General features: G+C 74.2%; 13 protein-coding genes. 8 read left to right on the top strand and 5 right to left on the bottom strand.

Annotation, left to right across the window (positions count from 1 at the left end; translation table 11 throughout):
• Positions 1-3: 3 nt before the first annotated feature.
• The 4 genes from ACIQV3_RS19305 to ACIQV3_RS19290 all read left to right on the top strand — a co-directional run bounded on the left by ACIQV3_RS19305 (position 4) and on the right by ACIQV3_RS19290 (position 4,166).
• Positions 4-564 carry a GTP-binding protein gene (locus ACIQV3_RS19305; protein WP_403713600.1) on the top strand — a complete coding sequence of 187 codons (561 nt, stop codon included), beginning with the start codon at positions 4-6 and terminating at the stop codon, positions 562-564.
• Between the two features lie 10 nt (positions 565-574).
• On the top strand, positions 575-1,984 hold the full coding sequence (locus tag ACIQV3_RS19300; protein WP_403713599.1) for a cytochrome P450: 1,410 nt from the start codon (positions 575-577) through the stop codon (positions 1,982-1,984).
• A 104-nt stretch (positions 1,985-2,088) separates the two neighbouring features.
• On the top strand, positions 2,089-3,336 hold the full coding sequence (locus ACIQV3_RS19295; RefSeq protein ID WP_403713598.1) for a cytochrome P450: 1,248 nt from the start codon (positions 2,089-2,091) through the stop codon (positions 3,334-3,336).
• On the top strand, positions 3,333-4,166 hold the full coding sequence (locus tag ACIQV3_RS19290) for an enoyl-CoA hydratase/isomerase family protein (protein WP_403713597.1): 834 nt from the start codon (positions 3,333-3,335) through the stop codon (positions 4,164-4,166). The genes ACIQV3_RS19295 and ACIQV3_RS19290 overlap by 4 nt, the downstream gene beginning before the upstream one ends.
• Positions 4,167-4,252: 86 nt before the next feature.
• Here ACIQV3_RS19290 and ACIQV3_RS19285 read toward each other — a convergent pair whose 3' ends face one another.
• Both ACIQV3_RS19285 and ACIQV3_RS19280 read right to left on the bottom strand, forming a co-directional pair.
• Positions 4,253-9,031 (bottom strand): HEAT repeat domain-containing protein, encoded by a 4,779-nt coding sequence (locus tag ACIQV3_RS19285; RefSeq protein WP_403713596.1) that lies wholly within the window; start codon positions 9,029-9,031, stop codon positions 4,253-4,255.
• A gap of 66 nt (positions 9,032-9,097) precedes the next feature.
• Positions 9,098-9,223, bottom strand: coding sequence for a hypothetical protein (locus ACIQV3_RS19280; RefSeq protein WP_403713595.1), 126 nt, complete (start codon positions 9,221-9,223; stop codon positions 9,098-9,100).
• A 131-nt stretch (positions 9,224-9,354) separates the two neighbouring features.
• On the opposite strand from ACIQV3_RS19280, the gene ACIQV3_RS19275 reads away from it, so the two are divergent.
• Positions 9,355-10,614, top strand: a complete 1,260-nt coding sequence (locus tag ACIQV3_RS19275; protein WP_403713594.1) for an NAD(P)/FAD-dependent oxidoreductase — start codon at positions 9,355-9,357, stop codon at positions 10,612-10,614.
• Positions 10,615-10,742: 128 nt separating this feature from the next.
• On the opposite strand, the gene ACIQV3_RS19270 is transcribed toward ACIQV3_RS19275, so the two are convergent.
• Entirely contained in the window at positions 10,743-10,880 is a 138-nt protein-coding gene (locus ACIQV3_RS19270) for a hypothetical protein (RefSeq protein WP_403713593.1), read from the bottom strand.
• Between the two features lie 389 nt (positions 10,881-11,269).
• Here ACIQV3_RS19270 and ACIQV3_RS19265 point away from each other — a divergent pair, with 389 nt between their 5' ends.
• From ACIQV3_RS19265 to ACIQV3_RS19255, 3 genes are read left to right on the top strand one after another with little or no spacing between them, the layout of a single operon-like run.
• Positions 11,270-13,657, top strand: a complete 2,388-nt coding sequence (locus ACIQV3_RS19265) for a protein kinase (RefSeq protein ID WP_403713592.1) — start codon at positions 11,270-11,272, stop codon at positions 13,655-13,657.
• A gap of 59 nt (positions 13,658-13,716) precedes the next feature.
• Positions 13,717-14,982, top strand: a complete 1,266-nt coding sequence (locus ACIQV3_RS19260; RefSeq protein ID WP_403713591.1) for a VWA domain-containing protein — start codon at positions 13,717-13,719, stop codon at positions 14,980-14,982.
• A complete protein-coding gene (locus ACIQV3_RS19255) occupies positions 14,982-15,803 on the top strand; it encodes a hypothetical protein (protein ID WP_403713590.1) in 822 nt (273 codons plus the stop codon). Before ACIQV3_RS19260 ends, ACIQV3_RS19255 begins: the two co-directional genes overlap by 1 nt.
• Positions 15,804-15,942: 139 nt before the next feature.
• Here the strand turns inward: ACIQV3_RS19255 and ACIQV3_RS19250 are convergent, their stop codons facing one another.
• Together ACIQV3_RS19250 and ACIQV3_RS19245 are read right to left on the bottom strand one after the other, a co-directional pair.
• A complete protein-coding gene (locus ACIQV3_RS19250) occupies positions 15,943-19,623 on the bottom strand; it encodes an SAV_2336 N-terminal domain-related protein (RefSeq protein WP_403713589.1) in 3,681 nt (1,226 codons plus the stop codon).
• A complete protein-coding gene (locus ACIQV3_RS19245) occupies positions 19,620-20,738 on the bottom strand; it encodes an AAA family ATPase (protein ID WP_403713588.1) in 1,119 nt (372 codons plus the stop codon). Before ACIQV3_RS19245 ends, ACIQV3_RS19250 begins: the two co-directional genes overlap by 4 nt.
• Between the last annotated feature and the right edge of the window lie 207 nt (positions 20,739-20,945).

Below are 20,945 nucleotides of genomic sequence, written 5' to 3'. Positions count from 1 at the left end.
CGCGTGTACCTGGATCCAGATGTCTCCCACGCGGTGAAGATTCTCATCGTGGGGCATTTCGGGGTCGGCAAGACCACCTGTATCGGCAGTCTCTCCGAGATCGAGCCCTTGCGGACCGAGGAGGAGATCACCGAAGCCAGCGTGGGTTTCGATGACCTGTCGGGCACGCCCGACAAGACGACCACCACCGTCGCGATGGACTTCGGCCGGCTCACCCTGAGCGACACCCTGGTGCTCTACCTCTTCGGAACGCCGGGCCAGGAGCGCTTCAAGGAGATGTGGGAGGAGCTCTCCCGGGGCGCTCTGGGGGCGCTGGTCCTCGTCGACCCGGAGCGACTGCACGAGTCCTTCCCCATCCTGGACCTCGTCGAACGCTTCGGCCTGACCTACGCCATCGCCGTGAACCATTTCGAGGGCGCCACCCACTACCCGCTCGACGAGGTGCACGAGGCCCTGAACCTCACCCCCGAGACCCCTGTCGTCGAGTGCGACGTACGGGACGAGAACTCCTCCGCGCGGGCCCTCATCACCCTCGTGAAACACCTCATGTCCCAACTCGGCTAGGAGCGCAGGAATGCAACAGCCACGTGACCCGCACGAGATACCTCCCGGCTGCCCCGCGCACGGGAACGTCCAGATGTACGGCCCGTCGTTCGGCGCCGACCCGGACAGCCACTACGCGCAGCTGCGTTCCTACGGTCCCAGCGCGCCCGTGGACATCGCCCCCGACGTACAGGTCGAGCTCGTCACGAGCTACGACGCCGCGCTGTACGTCCTGCAGAACCCGGCCTCCTTCGTACGCGACTCCCGGCGCTGGAACGCGCTGGCCGAAGGCCGCGTCCCGGCCGACAGCCCGGCCCTGCCGATGATGGGCTACCGCCCCAACGCGCTCTTCAGCGACGGCGCCGCACACGCCCGGCTGCGGCGGGCCGTGACGGACAGCCTCGCCACCGTCAACGAGCACCAGCTCATCCGGCAGACCCAGCAGTCCGCGCACTACCTGATCAGCCAGTTCAGTACCGACATCCGCGGCCACGCCGAGCTGATGGCCGAGTACGCCCAGCCGCTGCCCCTGCTGGTCTTCAGCGAGCTCTTCGGCTGCCCGCCCGAGATCGGCGACCGGGTGATCGCCGGGATCAGCGGAATCTTCGAGGGAACCCCCGGCTCCGACGAGGTGCTGGGCGGGGCGCTCACCGAGCTGATCGCCCTCAAGCGGCGTCGCCCGACGGACGATCTGACGACGCGCCTGATGGAGCACCCGGCCGAGCTGAGCGACGAGGAGGTGCTGCACCAGCTGGTCACCCTGCTCTCCGGAGGCACGGCGCCGCTGGCGGCGGCCATCGGCACCAGCAGCGCCCTGTACCTCGGCGAGGAATGGCAGCTCGCCCTCCCCGTCGAGGACGCGGTTTCCCAGACCCTCTGGAACTACGCCCCCATTTCCAACTACGCGGCGCACTACCCGACTCACGACGTCGAGATCGGCGGCAGGGTGATCCGGGCGAACGACCCGATCCTCGTCTCGTTCGCCGCGGCCAACACCGACCCGAAGCTGACCGAGCACCGGGAACAGCTCAGCGCGAAGGCGCACTTGGCCTTCGGAGCGGGCCCGCACGCCTGCCCCGCCAAGGACCCGGCTTTCATGATCGCCGTGACGGCCGTCGAGACGCTGCTCAACCAGCTGCACGATGTCGAGCTGCGCGTCCCCTTCAAGTCGCTGACCTGGGCGCCCAGTCCGTGGAGCCGCTCGCTGGTCACCCTCCCGATCCGCTTCACCCCGAAGGCCGCTGCCCAGGGAGCCGGGTCGGCCGCGTCCACCGGGGCCGCCTGGCCGGCGGGTTCGAACGTGGGCCAGACGCCCCAACAGCATGCGGGCGCACCCTCGTCCACGCAGGCCGGCCCCGCGGGCTCCCATGCCGCCACTGGAGCGCAGCAGCCCAAGGGCGGCCTGTTCAGCCGCTTCCTCGCGTGGACCAGAGGCGAATGAGGAATCTGTGATTCAGGTAACACCCTGAGTACTCGGCGGTAGTGGATGCCCTAACGATCTTGAGGGTATGCATGGCGGCTGGTTCTCGGAAAGGAGCCGCCATCATGGGCGTTGCCACAACCGCGGCGTACGACCGCCGGGCGTCCGCCTCCCTCTTCTCCCGTCTGCGGACGGCAAGAGGGCAGGCCGACCCCTTCCCCATCTACACGGAACTCCTCGCACGCGGCGAGGTGGTGCCCGCCCCCTGGGGCGGGTTCGCGGTGACCGGCTTCGCCGCCTGTGACCAGGTCCTGCGCAGCCGTCAATGGCTGGAGCCCGACAAGGAATGGCGCGAGCGGCAGGGGCCCGGCACCCGGTGGAACGCGCCCTCCTCCCGCGAGATGGGCAACACGCTCGCCGCACTCAACCCACCGGACCACACCAAGGTCCGCCGGGCGGCGGGCACCTTCGACCGGGGCACCGTGGAGCGCATCGGCCATACCGTGAAGCGGAGCGCGGATCAACTCCTCGACGCGTTCACGGAGCGAATACGCACCGGCGAGGCCGACTTCTCCGAGCTCGTCTGCGAGGAGCTGCCGGTGGCCACCATAGGCGAATGGCTCGGGCTGCCCCGGGCCGACTGGCCCAGGCTCCGCGAGTTGACGCACGATCAGGTCTTCACCCAGGAACTGCTGCCGTCGGCCAGCCAGCTGGCACTGTCCGACGCGGCCACCGCCGAACTGCGCACCTACTTCACGGAGCTGGTCCGCGATCGGCGCTCCCGCCCCGGGGACGATCCCGTCACCCGGTGGATCCAGACGTGGGACGCGATCGAGCCCGACCGGGACAAGGCCGACGAGGCGGTCTACCACCTGGTGCTGTTCGTCCTGCTGGCAGCGCTGGAAACCACCGCGACCCTGCTCTCGACCATGACGCTCCGGCTCGTCGAGAGCCCGGACCGCTGGGCCAGGGTCGCCGACAACCCGGATCTCGTGCCCGGGTTCGTCGAGGAGACGCTCCGCTACGACCCGCCCACCCACGTGATCAGCAGGATCGCATCGCAGGACTCCGTGCTCGGAGGCTTCGAGATCCGCCGCGACGAGATGGTCCACCTCATGATCGGCGCGGCGCACCGGGACCCGGCCAAGCACAAGGACCCGGACGTCTTCGACCCCGAACGCCACACCGACCACCTCGCGTTCAGCGGCGGCATCCACTACTGCCTCGGAGCACCGCTGGCCCGCATCGAAGCCCAGACGCTGCTCCACCAGTTGGTCCGGCGCCTCCCCCGCCTCACGCTCGTACGCCCCCCGTCGATGGCGCCCCGTGTGGCGTTCCGGCGACTCCTGAACCTGGACGTAGCAGTCGCATGACCGAACCGACCCCCCTTCTCGCCGCACTCCCCGCACAGGCACAGGCACAGGCGCAGGCACCTGTACACGCACTCGGCAGGACCGCGGCCAAGGCGGTACTCGTCGAACAGGAAGGACCCGTCCTGCACGTCCGCCTCAACCCCTGGGGGCAGGACGACACGTTGAACGCCGCCGTCCTCGACGATCTCATCGCCCTGCTCGACGAGCTCCACGAGAGACCCGACGTCCGGATCCTGACGCTCTCGTCATTGGGTACGGACTTCTGCCTGGGCGCCGACCGGGGCGAGTACCAGGAGGCCGTGGCCGCCGATCCCTCCGGCGTGGGCCTGCGGCGGATCGCCGACAAGGCGCACCGCCTGTGCCAGGCCCTGGAGAACACCCACGCGGTCACCATCGCCCGGCTGCACGGCCGGGTCGTCGGCGCGGGCCTCGCCCTGGCCGCCTTCTGTGATCTGCGGGCCGGCGCCGACACCAGCCGCTTCCGCATGCCGGAGGTCGGCATCGGGCTGCCGCCGGCGTGGGGCGGGGCGATGGGCCGGCTGGTCTCCGAGGCCGGCGCCTCCAGGATCCGCGAGCTCATGCTCACCTGCGACGCCTTCGACGCCGGCACCGCGCACCGGATCGGTCTGCTGCACCGGACCGCGCCGCTGGAGCAGTTGGACAAGGTGATCGATTCCTGGACGAGGCCCCTGGTCCGGCGCTCACCCGAGGCGCTCGTCCTGACCAAGCGGATGCTGGCCGGCTACGCGCGGGCGGACAGGACGGCGGACGTCTCCCTGCTCGACTCCCACCTGCTGGCCGCCTCGCTCCACCAGCACGCGAGGGGCTGAGCTCTCCCGGGCCGGCCGATCCGGCCGGCCCGGCCGCCGCGGACCGGCCGGTCATCAGTCACCGGTCACCGGTCACCGGTCACCAGTCAGACGGCCGCCTGGCCGGCCGTGATCTGTTCGAGGACCTCGGCGTAGAGGGACCGCCGGTCCGGACGGGCGCGTACGGCGGCTCGTCTGAGGGCCGGGACCGCGCGCGTGCCCATGGCCACGAGTCCCTCGGCCGCGGCCCTGCGCACGACGGGATGGGGGTGCTCCAGGAGTCCGGTGACCGCGGGGACGGCGGGTGTCCAGCCCGCGTGGCAGAGCGTCCGGATCGCCGTGCGCACCAGGTCCGGCTGGGGGTCGTCCAGCAGGAGCGAGGTGTGGTGGAGGTGGGTCCGACGGTCCAGCACGGCCCGCGAGGTCCGGTGGGCGTGCAGCCGGACCTTGGGCTTCGGGTGCCGCAGCAGCGCGCCGAGCAGGTCCCGCAGGGCGGGGTCCCCGTCCGCGTCCGGGCCGACGTGGTCCTCGGCCAGCCGGGTCAGCGCGTGGCGTATCCGTACCGGGTCGCCCGTACGGGCCAGTTCCAGCAGCTCCTGCCGGGACGGGGGCGCCGATGCCCCTGCCGGGGCCGCCGGGTCGCGCTCGCGGAGCGCGGCCAGGGCGGCGGCGTCCTGCCGCACGGTGTCCGGCCGGCGCAGCGGACCCTCCACGAGGAGCAGGGTGTCCGCGAGGTCGTCGCGCCCTTCGGCGCGCAGCCGCCGGCAGGTCCGCGTCAGCGCGGGGGTGCGCAGGAGGGAACGCCCGCCGAGCAGGTCGAGGAACCCCCAGGCGCCGGCTTCGAGGCGGTCCCCGAGGTGCTCCGCCAGCACGTCGGCGGGGACCCTGCGCAGGGCCCGCCCGACCTCGGAGCCGCCGGACGCGGGGGCTTGCTCCCACCATTCCAGCAGCAGCGGGACCAGCGTCTCCAGTTCCGGCGGGTCGAGCTCGCTCGCCACGAGAGCGACCCGGTCGCGCAGGACGCCGTCCGCGCGCAGTTCGCTCTCGTCGAGCACGCTCAGCGCGCCGGCCAGGCCCGCGCCGACGGGTACGTCGACGCGGCCCCGCAGGAACGCCCGGAGCACGGGAGGCGCGCACTCGGGGTCGGGCCACTTCAGGAGCGCGAGGGCCGCGGTGTGCCTACGGTCCGGAGCGGATGCCCGCAACATGGCCAGCAGGCGGTCCCGCAACGCGGTCGAGCGGGGCTGGTCGAGGTCGTCGGCTTGCACGGTCCTCGGTCGGGGCTCCTGCGCGCGGGCGCGGGTACGGGCACGGGCGGTCTCGGCGAGCGTCCAGGGTGGTGCGTCGAGGGGCTGGATCTCCGTCATCCAGTCGATGAGGGCGGCGCGCACCCCGGGGCCGGCCGTGGCGTGGGCATCGATCAGCGCGGCCAGGCGGACCCGGGAGCCCGGGACACCGCCCACGGCGTCCACGGCGTCCACGGCGTCCACACTGTCCATGGCGTCCACGCCGTCCCGCTGCCGGCAGAGCAGGCGGAACTCCTCCAGGGCGCCCGGCGTGCGGACCGCGGCGTCCAGCGCGGCCCGCCACGCCTCGGCTCCGGCCTGCGCGGAGGCCGCGGGGTCCTGCGGGGCGGCGAACGCCTCCCGGAGGGCCGCGGTCTCGGCCCGCCACGGACTGGCGCCCAACCGGGCCGAATCCAGGGCCTGTTCGAGGTCGGCGCGGACCAGTACCGCGCCGAGGGCGCGGAGCAGCGTCAGGGTGGAGGGGCCGTCCGAGGGGGCGCTGGGCAGGGCGCGTACCGCCTCGGCGACGGCCTGCTTCTCGATCGCCGGCAGGGTCGGCGCGACCGCTTCGAGCACCGCCATGAGGTCGTGCCGGTCCGCCGCCGGGGTCTCGGCGAGCCCGGCGAGCAGGACCTTGACGGACCGGGCGAACTCCGTGATTTCCCCGCTCGTCCACGGTGCGGGACAGAGCCCGAGCGTAAGCCGCAGGACGCCGACCCGTTCGGCGGGTTGGGAGGCGGCCAGGCGCAGCAAGTCCGGCAGCAGGGGCCGGAGCTGCCGCAGCCGGGTGGGGCGGGGCAACTCGCACCGCGCGGCGAGGCGGAGCGCGACCGGAGCGTGCCAGCCCGCCGCCACCAGCGCGTCGGCGTCGAGGTCCGCTCCGGAGTCCCCGGCCGACCGCGGTGCGCCGGGCGGGGTGATCCCGTGTCCGGCCATGGCCGTCGCCAGGTCCTCGACCCTCCCGGAGGCGAGTCCGACCCGCCCGGACGCCACCAGGGCGAGCAGGGTCGGCGCCACCCGTGACCCCTGGCCGTCCAGTGCGAGGACCGAGCGCGCCGCGAGCGCGCCGTCAAGGCCCGCGAGGAGCAGTCCGCGGGCCCGGTCGTCTTCGCTCTGTTCGGCGGCGGCGAGCACGGTGGCCGGGTACGCGTTCGCGAGGATCGCGCGCAGCGCCGCGACGAGGGCGTCGCGCAGACCGGGATTGCCGTGGTGCCCGAGCTGGAAGAGCAACGCCGGTACGGCCGCGGGCGTGCCCGCGGCGACCAGGACCCGGGCGGCGGTCTTCCTGACGTTCATGTTCGGATGGCCGAGACGGGCGGCGATCGCGGTGGAGGCCCAGCCGGCCCGCGCGTGACCGAGGGCGAGCAGCGCCTGCCGCACGGTCTGGATGTCCTGGGAGGCGGTCAGCGCGATCAGCGTCGCTGACAGCGCCTGCGCGTCGTCCCCGGTGGCCTCGCGGGCGAGCAGCGCGATCACGTGCTTGCGCACGTGCCGGTCGCGGTGGCGCAGCAGGCGGTGCACCCGCGCACGGGTGCCCTCGTAGGGAGCCCTGAGGAGGAGTTCGAGCAGGATCGCCTGTTCGCCGTCCGACAGCCCGGGGCGGTCCAGCAGGTCCAGCGCCATGGTCGCGACGAGTGCGTGCCCCGCCTCTCGCGGGTTCGCCGCGTCGAGCAGGCAGGCCGGTCTGATCCGTCCCCGCAGGTGGAGCCGGTGTCCCAGGCCGTGTACGGCGTCCAGGACCCCCTGCGGTACCGCCGGCTCCCCGGCCGGCTGTCCTGCCGGTTGTCCTGCCGGTTGTCCTGCCGGCTCCCCGGCCGGGGAGCCGGTGTCGGGTCCCGGGGCGGCCGCGCCCGGATCCCGGGAGGCCGCCAGGTCCGCCACGACGCGCAGGAGCAGGTCCGCGATGACCGGCAGCGTGCCGGCGCCGCCGTGGGCGGCCAGTCGGCACAGCGCCGCCACCGGCCGGTCCGGGTCCAGATGGGAACTCAGGAGCGCCAGTTCCCGCTCGTCGGGCCCGCCGAGATCCGAGGCGATGCGCGTCGGCAGATCGGCGGGATCGAGCCGGACGAGGAGGGCTTGCCGCTGTGCCGGATCGTCGGTCAGGTGCCACAGCACCTCCAGGGCACGGTTGCGCACCGCGCGGAGGTGCGGCGCGATCCCTCCCCCGCCCGCCTGCGCGGCGAGACCGAGCCCTTCCCTCAGGGCCGTCCTCGTCCGGTGCCCGCCGATGGCCTCCAGGGCGTCCAGCGCCGCCGCGGGCGCCGAGGGCAGGAGGGTGATCACGGCGTCCTCGGCGTCCGCGTGGCGCAGCGCACCGATCGCGTCGAGGAACGGTGCCGGTGCGGGGGCCGAGGGAAGGACCCGTGCGATCGCCTCCCCGATCGGGAGCTCCCCCGCCCCCTGCCCGGCCAGGGCGACCAGCAGCGCGAGCCGCCGCGGCCAGGTCGGATCGCCGGCGTCCGTGTCCACCAGGACGCGGAGCGTCTCGTGGCGGCAGGTGAACAGGATCGTCGCGACCTCCTGGGGCGCGACCGAGTGATCGGCCAGTGCCAGGCCGATGACGGCCGGGACGTGCGGACCGTCCGGGAAGTGCCCGCGCCGATGGAGCCCGCGCAGGCAGGTCACGGCCGGCCCGGCGAACAGCAGCGGGTCCCGTGCGGCGACGGCGGTCAGTGCGCCGATGTCACCGCGGTCCGCCAGTTCACCGAGCAGTTCCATCGCGCGCCGGCGAAGTACCGGCGGCAGGTCCGGATCGTCGACGACCCGCCACAGCGGGCCGTCGTGTCCGTGGTGGGCCGCGGCCCTGAGTGCGGCGGCGGCCGCGTCCGGCCGCGCGATCACCGAATCGGCAGCGAGGAACGGCGCCAGCAGAACCGGCGACAGGGGTTCCAACGCCGCCCAGGGTTCGGCGAGTTCGTCCAGTGCGGCGGCCACGACGTCGGCGCCGCCGGCGCCGAGCAGGCTGATCACGTGCGCGCGGACCCGTACGGGGGCCAGCAGGCCGGCGTGCAGCCCCTCCCGGGCCAGCCGCAGCGCATCGGCCTGCAGCACCGGGTCACCGCTGTCCACCAGTTCGTGCACGAGCCGCTCGGGCCGGTGCGCCGCGGTGGCGGTCGCTTCCCGCACCGCCTGGTACAGCAGCTCGCCCCGCGGCTCCTTGCGGATCGCCGTCGGCTCGTTCAGGAGCTCGGCGCGCAGCCAGGCGATCTGGACCCGTACGGGCAGCTCGGCCGTCCGCCACGCGGGCCGGCCCGGACCCCGCAGGCCCGGACCCCGCAGGCCCGGACCCCGGAGGTACGGTCCCAGTCGTTCGTGGAGCCGGGCCAGGACGAGCGCCTCCTCCGGCGCTCCCGCCACGGGCTCGGGCAGCAGCCCCGCGATCTCGGCCAGCTCCGGCTCGCCGCCGGTACGGTCCGACCCGACGCGCTCGGCCAGCAGGACCAGCCCCAGGTACCGCAGCCGGGGGTCCTCGTGCCGGACGAGGATCCCGAAGGTGGCCGGCGGACAGTGCAGCGCGTCGAGGCGGCCGGCCAACAGGTCGACGTCGGCTCGACGTACCGCATCGCGGAAGGATGTGTCCGTCGGCATCGTCATCGTCATCGTCGGATGCTAACCGGGCCCTTCCGGGCCCCTCCAGGCAATATGTCCGGCGGCGGCGTGCGGCCGCTACACCGTCCGCGCCCCCGCCGACGGCTCCGCCGCCGCGTCGGCGCCGCTGTCCGGCCGGCCCGATCCGTACCAGTGGCCGGCGGCGGCGGTGCGGAACAGCCCGGCGATCAAAGGCGACCGCACCGGCCCGGCGGGCCTCCGCGCGGCGCGATCTTGACAAGTTTTCATGGGCATGACACTCGTTGACGCCTGTGGGTGCTGCACCACTCCCACTCCCGTCAGCGGCACCGGACCCCGGAGGGGGCGATCAGGGCATGCCCATGCCTGAGAGCGTGGAACAGAGCAGGGAACACGACTACGACGTCGTCATCAGCGGGGCCGGCCTCGCCGGCAGCGCCGCGGCGATCCTGCTCGCCCGCCGCGGCGTCCGCGTCGCCCTGCTGGAACGCCGCTCGGACCCCGCGGCGTACAAGGTGCTGTGCACCCACTCCCTCACCGCCAACGCCCATCCGGTACTGGAGGAGCTCGGCCTCGTCCCCGCCCTGGAGAAGGCCGGAGCCATGCGCAACACGGCTCGCTGGTACACCCGTTGGGGCTGGATCGAGCCGAAGCCAGCGCCCGGCAAACCCGAGTTGCCGTACGCGTACAACGTCCGGCGCAGCGTCCTCGACCCGCTGATCAGGTCCCGTGCGGGGCGTACCCCCGGCGTCGAGCTGCTGCTCGGCCACCGGGTGACCGGGCTGGTCCGGGAAGCCGGACGGACCGTGGGGGTCCGCGCATCGACTCCGGACGGCGAGCGCGAGATCCGGGCGCGCCTGGTGGTCGGCGCCGACGGCAAGGACTCGGCGGTGGCACAGCTCGCCGGGATGCGCGCCCGGACGTACGAGAACACCCGGTTCGGCTACCTCGCGCACTATCGCGGCCTCCCGCTGCCCGGCGGGATCGGCCAGACCTGGTTCCTCGAACCCGACATGGCGTACGCGTTTCCGAACGACGACGGAGTGACGGTCCTCGCGGTGCTCCCGGACAAGAAGCACCTCCCGGCCTTCCGGGAAGACCTCGAGGCGGCCTTCTCCGCCTTCGTCCGCGCCCTGCCCGAGGCGCCGCCCATCGACTCCGCCGAACGCGTCTCGAAGATCATCGGCACGGTCGACCACCCGCTGCACAGCAGGAAGCCGACCGCGCCGGGCGTGGCGCTCATCGGCGACGCCGCCCTCACCGGTGACCCCCTGTGGGGCGTGGGATGCGGATGGGCCCTGCAGTCCGCGCAGTGGCTGGAGCGTGCCGTCGCGCCGGCCGCGGCCGGCCGCGGCAGCCTCGACCGATCGCTCGCACGGTACGCGCGCACCCACCGGTGGGCGCTCCGCGGCCACCAGCGCGTGGCAGCCGACTTCGCCAGGGCCCGTCCGTTCAACCCCGTGGAGCGGCTGGTGTTCTCGGCGGCGGCCCGCGACGCGTCGACGGCCCGGCACATGCACCGGTTCGCATCCCGCCTGATCGGCCCGGCGCGCTTCCTGAACCCCCTGGCACTGGCCAAGGCCGCGGCCGTCAACATCAGACATCGCGGGGCCTGATCCGCATCAGACATCGCGGGGCCCGATCCGGATCAGACATCGCGGGGCTGATCCGCCCGGCACCGGCGGCGCCCACCCGGCCGGATCGATCCTGCGGGGCCGCACCTGCGACCCGCACGTCTGCCCCATCAACTCCTGGGCACCGCAGCCCTGTCGGCGGGCGACGGGTCGGGGAGCGGCGGCTCCGGGGCTGCCGCGGCCTGGGTGATGAGGTCGCGGTTGGCCTCGATGAGCTGGCGCGAGCTGAGCCAGTTCAGCACCAGCACCCCGCATCGAGCACCGCGAAGACGGCCGTGGTCACCAGGGTCAGCCGGCCCAGCAGCGGCAGCCGGCCGGGGCCGGGGCGGCTCACAGCCGGTATCCGCAGCCGGTGTCGTGACGATCAGCGGCGGATCGCCGATCGTGCGGCGCAGCGCGTGCACGGTGCCCCGTACCGCCGTGGAGGCCGGGTCGAGCCCCGTGTCCATGGTCGCGGTGAGCCGCGCTCGCCGGGCTCCATCCCGCGCCGCGGGCCGCCCGGGCCTCCCCCACGGACGCCGTGCGTTCGGCATGTCGGCCACGGATCCGCACGGGCCGGCGGAGGCCTTCGCCGTACGAGTGCGCAGGTCCGGGATAGGGTGCCGCCGACGGACGGACACGGTGGGCGGGGCGGTACATGACACTGCGGGACGGGGATCCGCGGGCGATCGGCGGGTATGTCCTGATCGCCCGGCTGGGTTCCGGCGGGATGGGGACGGTGTACTCGGGGCGGGCCGCTTCGGGGCGGCTCGTCGCGGTCAAGCTGGTGCACCAGCAGTTCGCCGGCGACCCGGAGTTCCGGACCCGGTTCCGGCAGGAGGTGGCTGCCGCCCGGCGGGTGAGCGGCGCCTTCACCGCCGCGGTGGTGGATGCCGACCCGGACGCGGAGCGCCCCTGGATGGCCACCCAGCTGGTGCCGGGTCGGACCCTGGGCGCACGGGTGAAGTCGGACGGGCCGCTGCGCGGGAGCGCGCTCCGCGTCCTCGCGCTGGGACTGGTGGAGGCGCTGCGCGAGCTGCACACCACCGGGGTGATCCACCGCGACCTGAAGCCGGACAACGTCATGCTGACGGACGACGGGCCGCGGGTCATCGACTTCGGGATCTCGCGGGCGGCGGGTCAGCAGACGCTGACCTCGACCGGGCAGATCCTGGGGACGCCGCCGTACATGTCGCCGGAGCAGTTGTCGGCTCCGGCGCGGGTGCGGCCTTCGTCGGACGTGTTCTCGCTGGGGTCGGTGCTGGTGTTCGCCGCGACCGGACGGGGGCCCTTCGACGCGGAGTCGCACTACATGACGGCCTACCGCGTGGTGTCGGACGCGCCGGACATCACGGGTCTGGCCGATGCCCTGCGGGACGTGGTCGGGGCGTGCCTCTCCAAGGAGGCGGCCGCCCGGCCGGGACCGGACGAGCTGCTGGCCGTGCTGGCGCGGATCCCGGCGGCCGACTGGGAGAACCCGCTCCGCGAGGAGGGCGACCCGGGCGAGGAGGTCCGTGAGCCGGTCGAGGATGGGGCCGGGGCGCTCACCCGGCAGTCCGGGCCGCCGACCGGCCCCGTCGGGGACGCGGCGGCGGCCGTGCGGCCCCTGCGGCCGCGCGGGCTCCGTAGGCCCCGTAGGCCCCGTAGGCCCCGTAGGCGCGTCCTCCTCGCCGCGGCCCTCGCGGCTTCGCTGCTGACGGGCGGCGGGGTCTACCTGCGGCTCTCCCCGCCGGCCGGCGGTTCGCTGGAGAACGCGAAGGCCCCCGAGAGCTCCGCCGGGCCTTCCGGGAAGCCCGGCGGGAGCACGCGTACGCCCTCCCCGCCCACGGCCACCGGGACCCTCGCCCCGTACGTGGCCACCGAGGGCGGCAGCCCGGGTGGCGGCCGCGCCTACGCGGACGCGCCCGCCCGGCGCCCCGCCGGATGGCGGGCCTGGAACGGCGGCGCCTCCATGGGGTCCTGCGTGTACGCGGAATCCTCGCTGGTGTGCACCTCGCCCCGGCCGGAGAAGGATCTGCCGGGCGACGGGCTCAACCGGTTCGACGCGGCGACCGGCAAGCTGCTGTGGGGTCGGATGCTGGAGGGCTTCACCGACGGCCAGGCCCCGGTGGTGGCCCCGGGGCCGGTCACCGGAACCCACACGGTGATCGCGCTCGACAGCAGGGGGTTCACCGCGCTGGACCTCGCCGCGGGCACCCCCCGGTGGGAGTTCCCCACGAAGGAGAAGCTGCGGCGGCCGGTGCTCGACGCGGACGGCGGCCGGGTGTACGCGGTCTCCGCGTCCGGCACGGTCACCGCGCTGGAGACCCGGTACGGGAAGGTCCTGTGGCAGCAGGAGGTGTCCGGGTCGGACGACGGCTATCCCGCGCTGCGCGCCGACGGTGACCGGGTGTACGTACAGGGGCGCACCCAGAACGCCGACGACATGAGGTTCGAGAGCTTCGTGACCGCCCTCGACGGGGCCACGGGGAAGAAGCTGCCGTCCGGGACCTCCCAGGGCGGCACCCGTTTCACGATGCCCGGGAGCTGCGAGACGCGCGGGCTGACGCTGGGCCGGGACGAGAACGGGGCGACCGTCTTCCTGTGCAACAAGGAGAACGGGGCCGGGGTGCTGCGCGGTGAGCCGGCGCGGCGGCGCAGCGCGGACCTCCCGTACGCCGGCACCACCCTGTCCGGACCGGCCGTGGCCGGGGACAAGGTGTACCTGATGGCGACCGCCTCGGGCGGCGAACCGGGGTTCATGGAGCTCAACCAGGAGTCCGGCGGCGCCGCTTGGCGGGTTCCGCTGGCGCAGGAGTGCACGGACCCGGAGCGCCCGGAGGCCGCGAACGCGGTGGTGGTGACCGACGGGCTGGCGTACGTACGGTGCCGGACCTCGGGGGTGGTCATCGACCTGGTCTCCCGCGAGCAGACCGGCCGGTTCGCCGTCCCGGGCGGCGGCGTCCGCTCGGGGGCCGACGACCCGTTCGGCTTCCTGGTGGTGGGCGGGATCGTCTTCACCCCGACCGCCAGGGGCTGGTCCTCCGTGGAACCCTCCCCGGTGTAGGGAGGGCACGGGAACGAGACCGGTTTGGCTGGTGCGGGGAATCTCAATACGATCCGGCGATGATCACTAGAAGATGGGTGAGGGCCAGTGCGTGCGGCCTGTTCGTCACCCTCGCTGCCGGGTTGTTCCCGGCAGGTGCCGCCGCCGGTGAGCCGGTTGCGAAGGAAGCGCCCAAGGTCGAGTTGGTGCTGGACGTCAGCGGCTCGATGCGGGCTCGGGACATCGACGGGCAGACCCGGATGTCCGCCGCGAAACAGGCGTTCAACGAGGTGCTGGACGCGGTGCCCGAGGAAGTGCAGCTCGGCATACGGACCTTGGGCGCCAACTACCCCGGCCCCGACAGGAACCTCGGCTGCAAGGACACCAAGCAGCTCTACCCCGTCGGCCCCCTGGACCGGACCGAGGCCAAGACGGCGGTGGCCACGCTGGCCCCCACCGGCTGGACGCCCATCGGGCCGGCGCTGCTCGGAGCCGCCGAGGACCTGAAGGGCGGCGACGCCACCCGGCGGATCGTGCTCATCACCGACGGCGAGGACACCTGCGCGCCGCTCGACCCCTGCGAAGTGGCCCGGAGCATCGCGGCCCAGGGGATCCACCTGGTCATCGACACGCTCGGGCTCGTCCCCGACGCCAAGACCCGCGACCAGCTGATCTGCATCGCCGAAGCCACCGGCGGCACTTACACCTCCGTGCAGCACACCGCCGAACTGTCGGGCAGAGTCAAACAGTTGGTGGGACGCGCGGCCACACCGGTGGTCAATCCGGTGGCCACCGAGGGCGCCAAGCAGTGTGCGGCGGCACCGGAGTTGCAGCCCGGCCTCTACAGCGACCGCGAGAGCTTCGGCGAGCACCGCTGGTACCGGGTCTCCGTACCGCCGGGCAAGGAGCTGCGCGCCTCGGTGAGCATCGGGGCCGACCGCGCCGTGAACAACGACTACGGAGTACTGCTGCGCGCCACGACGCGCGGCGGCCGGGAGATCGTACGCGGCCAGGAAGCCGGTGACGGGCGGACCGACCTGATCTCGTCCGGGCTGCGCTATCCCAAGGCCGGGAGCGCGGACGACGAGGAGCCGGCCGAGACCGTGTGCCTCCAGGTCAGCAACTCCTTCTCGGCCCCCGCCACGGTCAAGACCACCCCGGGCATGCCGGTCGAGCTGACCATCGACGTGGTGGACGGCCCGGACGGGGCCTCCGACGTGGCCTCCTTCGGCCTCGGACGCGGCTGGTGGCTGCTCGGCGCACTGGCGCTCACCGGCCTCCTCGCCGGACTGGTGTGGGGCTGGGTCTCCCGCTGGCGTATCACGGTCTGGAGGACCAACAACTGATGAGTGCCGTGAGACGTGAACGAAACGACGACGGATCCCGGGCCGGGCGGCCGGCCGGCCCGCGCGTGCGCCGCGCGCTGACCGCCGCCCTGCTCGTGGGCGGCGGCCTGCTCGGAGTGGCGGCCTCGCCGTCGCCGAGCCCGAGCGGCGGCGCGGAGGCGCCGACCGAGGCCGGCACGGCCTTCCGTACCGCCACCCCGGTCCAGCTGGGCCAGGAGGCCACGGCCGACGCCTCCACCGGCGACTACCTCTACTGGGTGCTCCCCCTGGACTCGGGGCAGCGCGCCACCGTCCGGGCCTCGGTCACCCTGCCCGCCGCGGCGGGCCGGCACTCCGCCTCCACCTGGCAGCTCGACGTGTACGACGGCCTGCGCCGCCGCCAGCCGTGCATGTACGGCACGCAGACCGGCACGGCCGCCAAGGACGCGGCGACCGTCGACCTGTCCTGCACCCTGCGCCCGGTCCGCTCGGGCGCCGACCAGTGGGCCAACGACCCGCTGCCGGGGGCCTATTACCTCCGGCTCACGGTCACCGACCTCGCGCCGGAGGACCTCGGCCAGCCCGTACGGGCCCGCGTGCGGGCGCAGGCCCAGGACGTCGGCGGCGCCTACGCGGCCGACAACGCCCTGGCCGTGCCGCTCGTCCCCGCCGCCGGCACGGCGTCCGGCATCGCGCCGGCCGACGGCTGGTCGGGCACCTGGTGGTCGGACCGCTGGCTCTGGACGGCCGCCGGCGGCCTGCTCGCCGCCCTCGCGGGCATCGGCGGCTACCGCCTGACCCGCGGCGCGGGCCGCCCGGGACGGGTACCGCCCACCGCCTGAGCGCGCACCCGGGTGCGGGACCGACAGGCCCCGCACCCGGGAATCCGCCCGGAACCGGGCCCCGCCCTGCGCGAGATCGCGCGCGTGCCGAAGCCCGTTGGCCGCGCCCTGATCGAGGTGGCCGACTCCGCGCACACGTTCAGGGCGCCGGTGCCCCGGAGCCGCCGTCGGCGCCGTCGGCGCCGCCCAGGCTGAACGTCGCGGCGCCCGAGGGCGGCAGGAGCGGCCGCCACGCGTCGGGAAGCCCCGAGGGATCGGCGAAGGTCACGTTCACGAAGTCCCCGGACCCCGCGAAGTCGGCCCGGTCGAAGGTCGCCCGGTCCGCGAAGACGGTGTCGAAGAAGGCCGTCAGGGTGGCGAAGGTGGCGTGGTCGAAGGCGACCGGCCCCTCGAAGCGGGCCTCCTCGAAGCGCAGATCGGCCCCCCACACCGTGGCCTCGAAGGAGGCGGGCCCCTGGAAGACCGTCCGCCTCAGTTTGCAGCGGCCGCGGAAGACCGTGCGCGCGAACTCGGCCGTCCCCCGCACCCTCATCCCGCTCATCCGCGCCTCCTCCCACAGTTCGGCGCCGCCCATGTCGAGGCCCTGGGCGAACACGGAGTCCGCGAACGTGGCGTTGCCGCCGAAGTCGGCCCTGACGAACCGCGCTTCACGGTCGAACACGGTCGCGGCGAAGTCCGCGCCCCGCCGGAAGTCGGTCCGCCCGAAGGAGACGCCCCCCTTGAAGTGGACCGCGTCGAAACCGGCCCGGCCTTCGAAGACGGCCCGATCGAAGGAGGCGCGGCCCTCGAACTCGCTTCCCGGCACGTCCCAGTCACCGGTGAACCGGGCCCGTTCGAAGAACGCGCGCCCCATCCTCACCTGTCCCGACCCGGGCTCACGCAGCGCGAACAGCAGGTGGCCGAGCAGATCGTCACTGAAGGTGGTGCCCCGCAGGTCCACGTCCGAGCCAGGTCGCAGCACGTTGAGGTACTCGGCCCTCTCCACCGCCGCCACGTGGGCGAGACAGCGAAGGCGGCCCGGCAGGCGCACACCGATGCACCCCCCCGGATCCGTCCGCGCGCCACCGTGCTGACAGCGCGCCCAGCCGACACCGGGGTCGTCGGTCCTGAGGTCGGCGTCGATCAGTGCCCGCCCCACTTCGGCGGTGCGGGCGGACCAGACCCACCCGCGCGGCTCCGTCCCCGTGGTCGCCAGCGGCTCGGCCGCGAGAGAGTCCAGCCCACCGGCATCGAGCAGCGATTCGCCCTTCACGAGGACGATCGTCAACGGTCCCCGGTATCCGGCGAGTTCCGTACGCCCGATCAGTGCCCGGGCCTCGTCCGCCGCCGGACCTCCCCGCCGATCGGTCGTGAGCCGTCCTCTGGCCAAGGCCACCGTCAGGGAGATCTCCCATTCGGCGGAGCCCCCGCGCAGCCGCTCCAGTTCGCCGGGGAGTGCGGCCAGCGTCATCCCTGCCTTCCCGAGAGCGCCCGGCTCCGCCAAGCGCACCAACAGAACCCCGTCGCCCTCGTCCTGCACGACGCCGGCCTCGCCGATGTCCGCCTGCGCCCGCAGGAGGACATCGGCGACCACCTCCTGCGCCGACCGGTCGACCGGCCCCAGGTCCACATGGATCCGTACCGCCAGACAGACACCCGAGCGCTCGTTCCGGGCGCCCTCGTCCACCGCGAACGCCACACGGAATCCGCGCTGCTCCATCAGCGCCTGCCCCGTCAGGAACACCATCCGGTCCCGCCACACCGTGTGCACGATGCCCACCAGCACTCCGTCGCGGGAGACCGGGGAGCCCAAGTAGTGGGTCCAGACCTCCGGTTCGGCGGAGAGTCGGACCAGCTCTCCGTTGCGCTCCCCGTCGTACGGGAGGACTTCGCCGGTCAGCGCCACCGCCTCGCCCTGGTCGGTGGAACCGTCCACGACCAGGTGCTCCCCGGGAACCGCGAACCCCTCCGCCCAGGCCGGACGCGTCCAGTCCACCGGGTCCACGAGGTCCACCTCGGAGCTGAGCAGGAGCACTTGGGGCACTCCCCCGTCTCCCCATGTGCGTTGGCAGAGGACGTCCTGCCCGTCCGCACGCACCCACGCAGAGGTGGACGGCCCACCCGTCTGCGCATCGCCGACCGTCAGGACCAGTCGGGGCGACAGCAGGACCCCCACCGCCTGCGGCTCCCCCTGCGGCTCGAACCGGACCCGCACCACCCGGTCGGCCAGCCCCGACACCGGCCCCCCGGTGACGGCGAACGGCATGGCGTCCGGCGCCAGTTCGCGGCGTCCGACGCCCCGCTGGCCGAGGCGGAACGCCGTGAAGTCCCGGCCGGTACCGCGGTTGCGGGACAGGTAGTCCCCGACGCGCCGCCGGACCAGTTCCCGTACCGCGGCCACGTCTCCGCGCAGCTGCGAACCGAGCAGGGCCTCCCGTACGCCCGGCAGGAACTCGAACTCCACTTCATCGGAAGCCTGTTCGCCGTCCCAGGGGGCGAGCAGTCCGCCCAGGGCCACTTCCGCGAGGTGGCCGTGCTCGGACTCCCGCAGCAGGGAGCGGCGTACGAGGGTCATCACGGGCAGGGTGAGCGGTACGGCGGCCAGGTGGTCGGCGAGGCGCTGGGCCGTCGGCGAGGCGCTCGCGCGGAAGCGCTCCACCGCCTCCAGGGGGTCCGGGAAGAACTTCGGAGCCCCGGGTGCCGCGTACGAGGCCTCGCGCGCGGGTTCCCCGTCCAGGCGCAGGCACGCGAGGCGCCGCCAGCGGCCGTCGCCGGACACCACCCGCACCAGCCGGGCCAGGCTCCCGGAGGCGATGCCTACCACCGGGATCATGGCCCCGCCGCCGCGGGCCCGCCGGGTCATCGGGACCCGCTGCCAGGAGCGGGTGGCCGCCGCGGGCCGGTCCGCGCGGACGGCGAAGGGGACCGGCTGGACCGCCCCGCGCGTCCAGAGCCGTTCGGGCAGGACGTTGAGCACGGCCACGGCGTTGTGCGCCGACCACTGCCGCAGCACCGTGCGCAGGGGGGCTTCGCGCCAGCCGCCGGCCACCGTGTCGGAGAGCACCAGGATCAGCCGCCGGCCCGCCGGGTCGACCAGCTCGAGGGGGTTGCGGGGCGGGCTGTCGCGATGGTGCGCGACCCTGGGCGCGCCGCCGGGGCCGGTGCCCGTGAGCCGCCAGGTCCGTACGTCGCGGAAGACCCCGCTGCGGGTGAGGAGCCCGCGGACCTCCTCCACCAGGTCGGCCCAGAGCAGCATCGAGTGGTGGGAGTCGACGACCAGGGCCACGTCCAGCCAGCGGCTTTCGGCGGGGCGCAGGACCGGGGTGAGCACCATCCGCTCGATGCTGCGCTCGACGGTGAGCTGTTCGTCCAGCTCCTCCCCCGGCCCGCCGATGCCCCGGCGGCCGATCGGGCGCAGGGCGCGCATCAGGGCCAGCGGGTCGTCGAGGGTGGCGGCGCGCGGCAGCCTCACCGCGCTGCCCCGGCGCCGGGCCGGCGCGGGCGCCCCGCCGGGGGACCCTTCCGGGGCCGGCGCGGCGGCGGGGTCCGCGGGGCCGCCGGGGGCGCGGGCGGGCCCGGCGGGCCCGACGGGCGGAAAGTACTGGACTCCGGGTCCGCCGGAGCCACCGCGTGCCGGGACGGGGGGCTCCGTCCCGTTCGCGGCGGGTTCGGGTCCGGCCGCCGGGGGCGTCCCGCCGGGCTCCGGGCGCGGGGCCGCGTCCACCCGGGTCGCGAGCCACAGGATGTCCGCGATCTCCTCCGCCCCGAGCCCGGGGCGCGGGCCGCCGTCCCCGGCGCCCTCCGCGCCTTCGGCCAGGGCGGCGAGGAGCTGCTCGATCACGCGGAGGGCCCGGTGAGGTGGTGCATGACGGTGTCGAGGAAGCGCTGGCGGTCGCCGGGGGCGGACCAGGCGCCGGCCAGGCGCAGTTGGATGGCGTTGAGGAGCTGGTCGGTGGCGAGGTCGCCGTCCTCGGCACGCTCCAGGAAGCTCCGCACGAGGTCCCGGTACTCGTCGCTGTTCTCGATGTCGACCCCGAGCCGGCCGCGCACGATGCGGGCGAGCTTGTCGGGTCCCGGCGGGTCCAGGTGGAGCCGTACGCAGCGGCGCAGGAAGGCGGGCGGGAAATCGCGTTCGCCGTTGCTGGTGAGGACGACGATGGGGAAGTACCGGCACTGGACGCGGCCTTGGGAGATCCGGACGGCCTCCTCCGTGTCGTCGTCGGTGCCGATGGCGACGGTGGGGGCCTCCTTGGCGAGCCGGGCGAGCTCGGGGATGACGAAGCCGCCGTCCTCGAAGACGGTGAGGAGGTCTCCGGGGAGGTCGATGTCGCTCTTGTCGATCTCGTCCACGAGCAGGACGCGGGGCCGGTCCTGGGGCAGGAGCGCCGTACCGAGCGGGCCGAGACGCAGGTATCGGGCGATGGACGGGCCGCCCTCGAAGGGAGCCGGGGCGGGGGCCGAAGCGGGGGCCGAAGCGGCGGACCGGGTCCGGGCGCGGGCCGCGGGCGGTTCGGCGCCGGGGGTGCGCAGCTGCTCCAGCCCGGCCTCCTGAAGCCGGCCGATCGCGTCGTACAGGTACAGGCCGTCGCGCAGGACGGTCCTGCTCGTGACCGGCCAGTGCAGTACGGGGCCCAGGCCGAGGTCGGCGGCGATGCTGGAGGCGAGCGTGGACTTGCCGACACCCGGTTTGCCGGTGATCAGGAGCGGCCGGCGCAGGTGCAGGGCCGTGTTGACCACGTCCTTCTCCGGCTCGTCGGGGACGTAGCCCTCGCCGCGCCGCCAGGTCCGCTCCCAGGCCGGCCCCTCGCAGCCGGGCGGTGCGTATCCCGGGTCGGGGACGCCCTTGAAGTCCCGCCAGGGCGGTGGCGGTCCGGCCTCCAGCCTGGCCCGGCGCTCGGCGGCCTCGCCGGTCCCTTGGTACAGCCACCAGTCCTTCACCACAGCCTCTGCCTCCATCGTGGGTGTCGCGGGCCGTCGCCGCGAGCGGTCATCGGGATCGGTGCGGATACGAAGTCGGGGGCGGGAGCCGGCCCAGGCCGGGGGCTGGCCCCCGGGTCGGGGCCTGCCCACGGGTCGGGGTCGGCCCACGGCCCGAGGCCGGACCACGGCCCGAGGCCGGACCACGGCCCGAGGCCGGACCACGGATCGGGGCCGGACCACGGA

Origin of the sequence: Streptomyces sp. NPDC099050, from assembly GCF_044759865.1 — a bacterium.
Lineage (GTDB): Bacteria > Actinomycetota > Actinomycetes > Streptomycetales > Streptomycetaceae > Streptomyces.
This window is presented reverse-complemented; position numbering and strand designations above follow the sequence as displayed.

What these genes read in the sequence shown, in the direction of transcription:
- ACIQV3_RS19275 (WP_403713594.1), top strand. Translation starts at nt 9,355, where the DNA reads ATGCCCATGCCTGAGAGCGTGGAACAGAGCAGGGAACACGACTACGAC.
- ACIQV3_RS19295 (WP_403713598.1), top strand. Translation starts at nt 2,089, where the DNA reads ATGGGCGTTGCCACAACCGCGGCGTACGACCGCCGGGCGTCCGCCTCC.
- ACIQV3_RS19265 (WP_403713592.1), top strand. Translation starts at nt 11,270, where the DNA reads ATGACACTGCGGGACGGGGATCCGCGGGCGATCGGCGGGTATGTCCTG.
- ACIQV3_RS19300 (WP_403713599.1), top strand. Translation starts at nt 575, where the DNA reads ATGCAACAGCCACGTGACCCGCACGAGATACCTCCCGGCTGCCCCGCG.
- ACIQV3_RS19245 (WP_403713588.1), bottom strand. Translation starts at nt 20,738, where the DNA reads ATGGAGGCAGAGGCTGTGGTGAAGGACTGGTGGCTGTACCAAGGGACC.
- ACIQV3_RS19290 (WP_403713597.1), top strand. Translation starts at nt 3,333, where the DNA reads ATGACCGAACCGACCCCCCTTCTCGCCGCACTCCCCGCACAGGCACAG.
- ACIQV3_RS19260 (WP_403713591.1), top strand. Translation starts at nt 13,717, where the DNA reads ATGATCACTAGAAGATGGGTGAGGGCCAGTGCGTGCGGCCTGTTCGTC.
- ACIQV3_RS19255 (WP_403713590.1), top strand. Translation starts at nt 14,982, where the DNA reads ATGAGTGCCGTGAGACGTGAACGAAACGACGACGGATCCCGGGCCGGG.
- ACIQV3_RS19285 (WP_403713596.1), bottom strand. Translation starts at nt 9,031, where the DNA reads ATGACGATGACGATGCCGACGGACACATCCTTCCGCGATGCGGTACGT.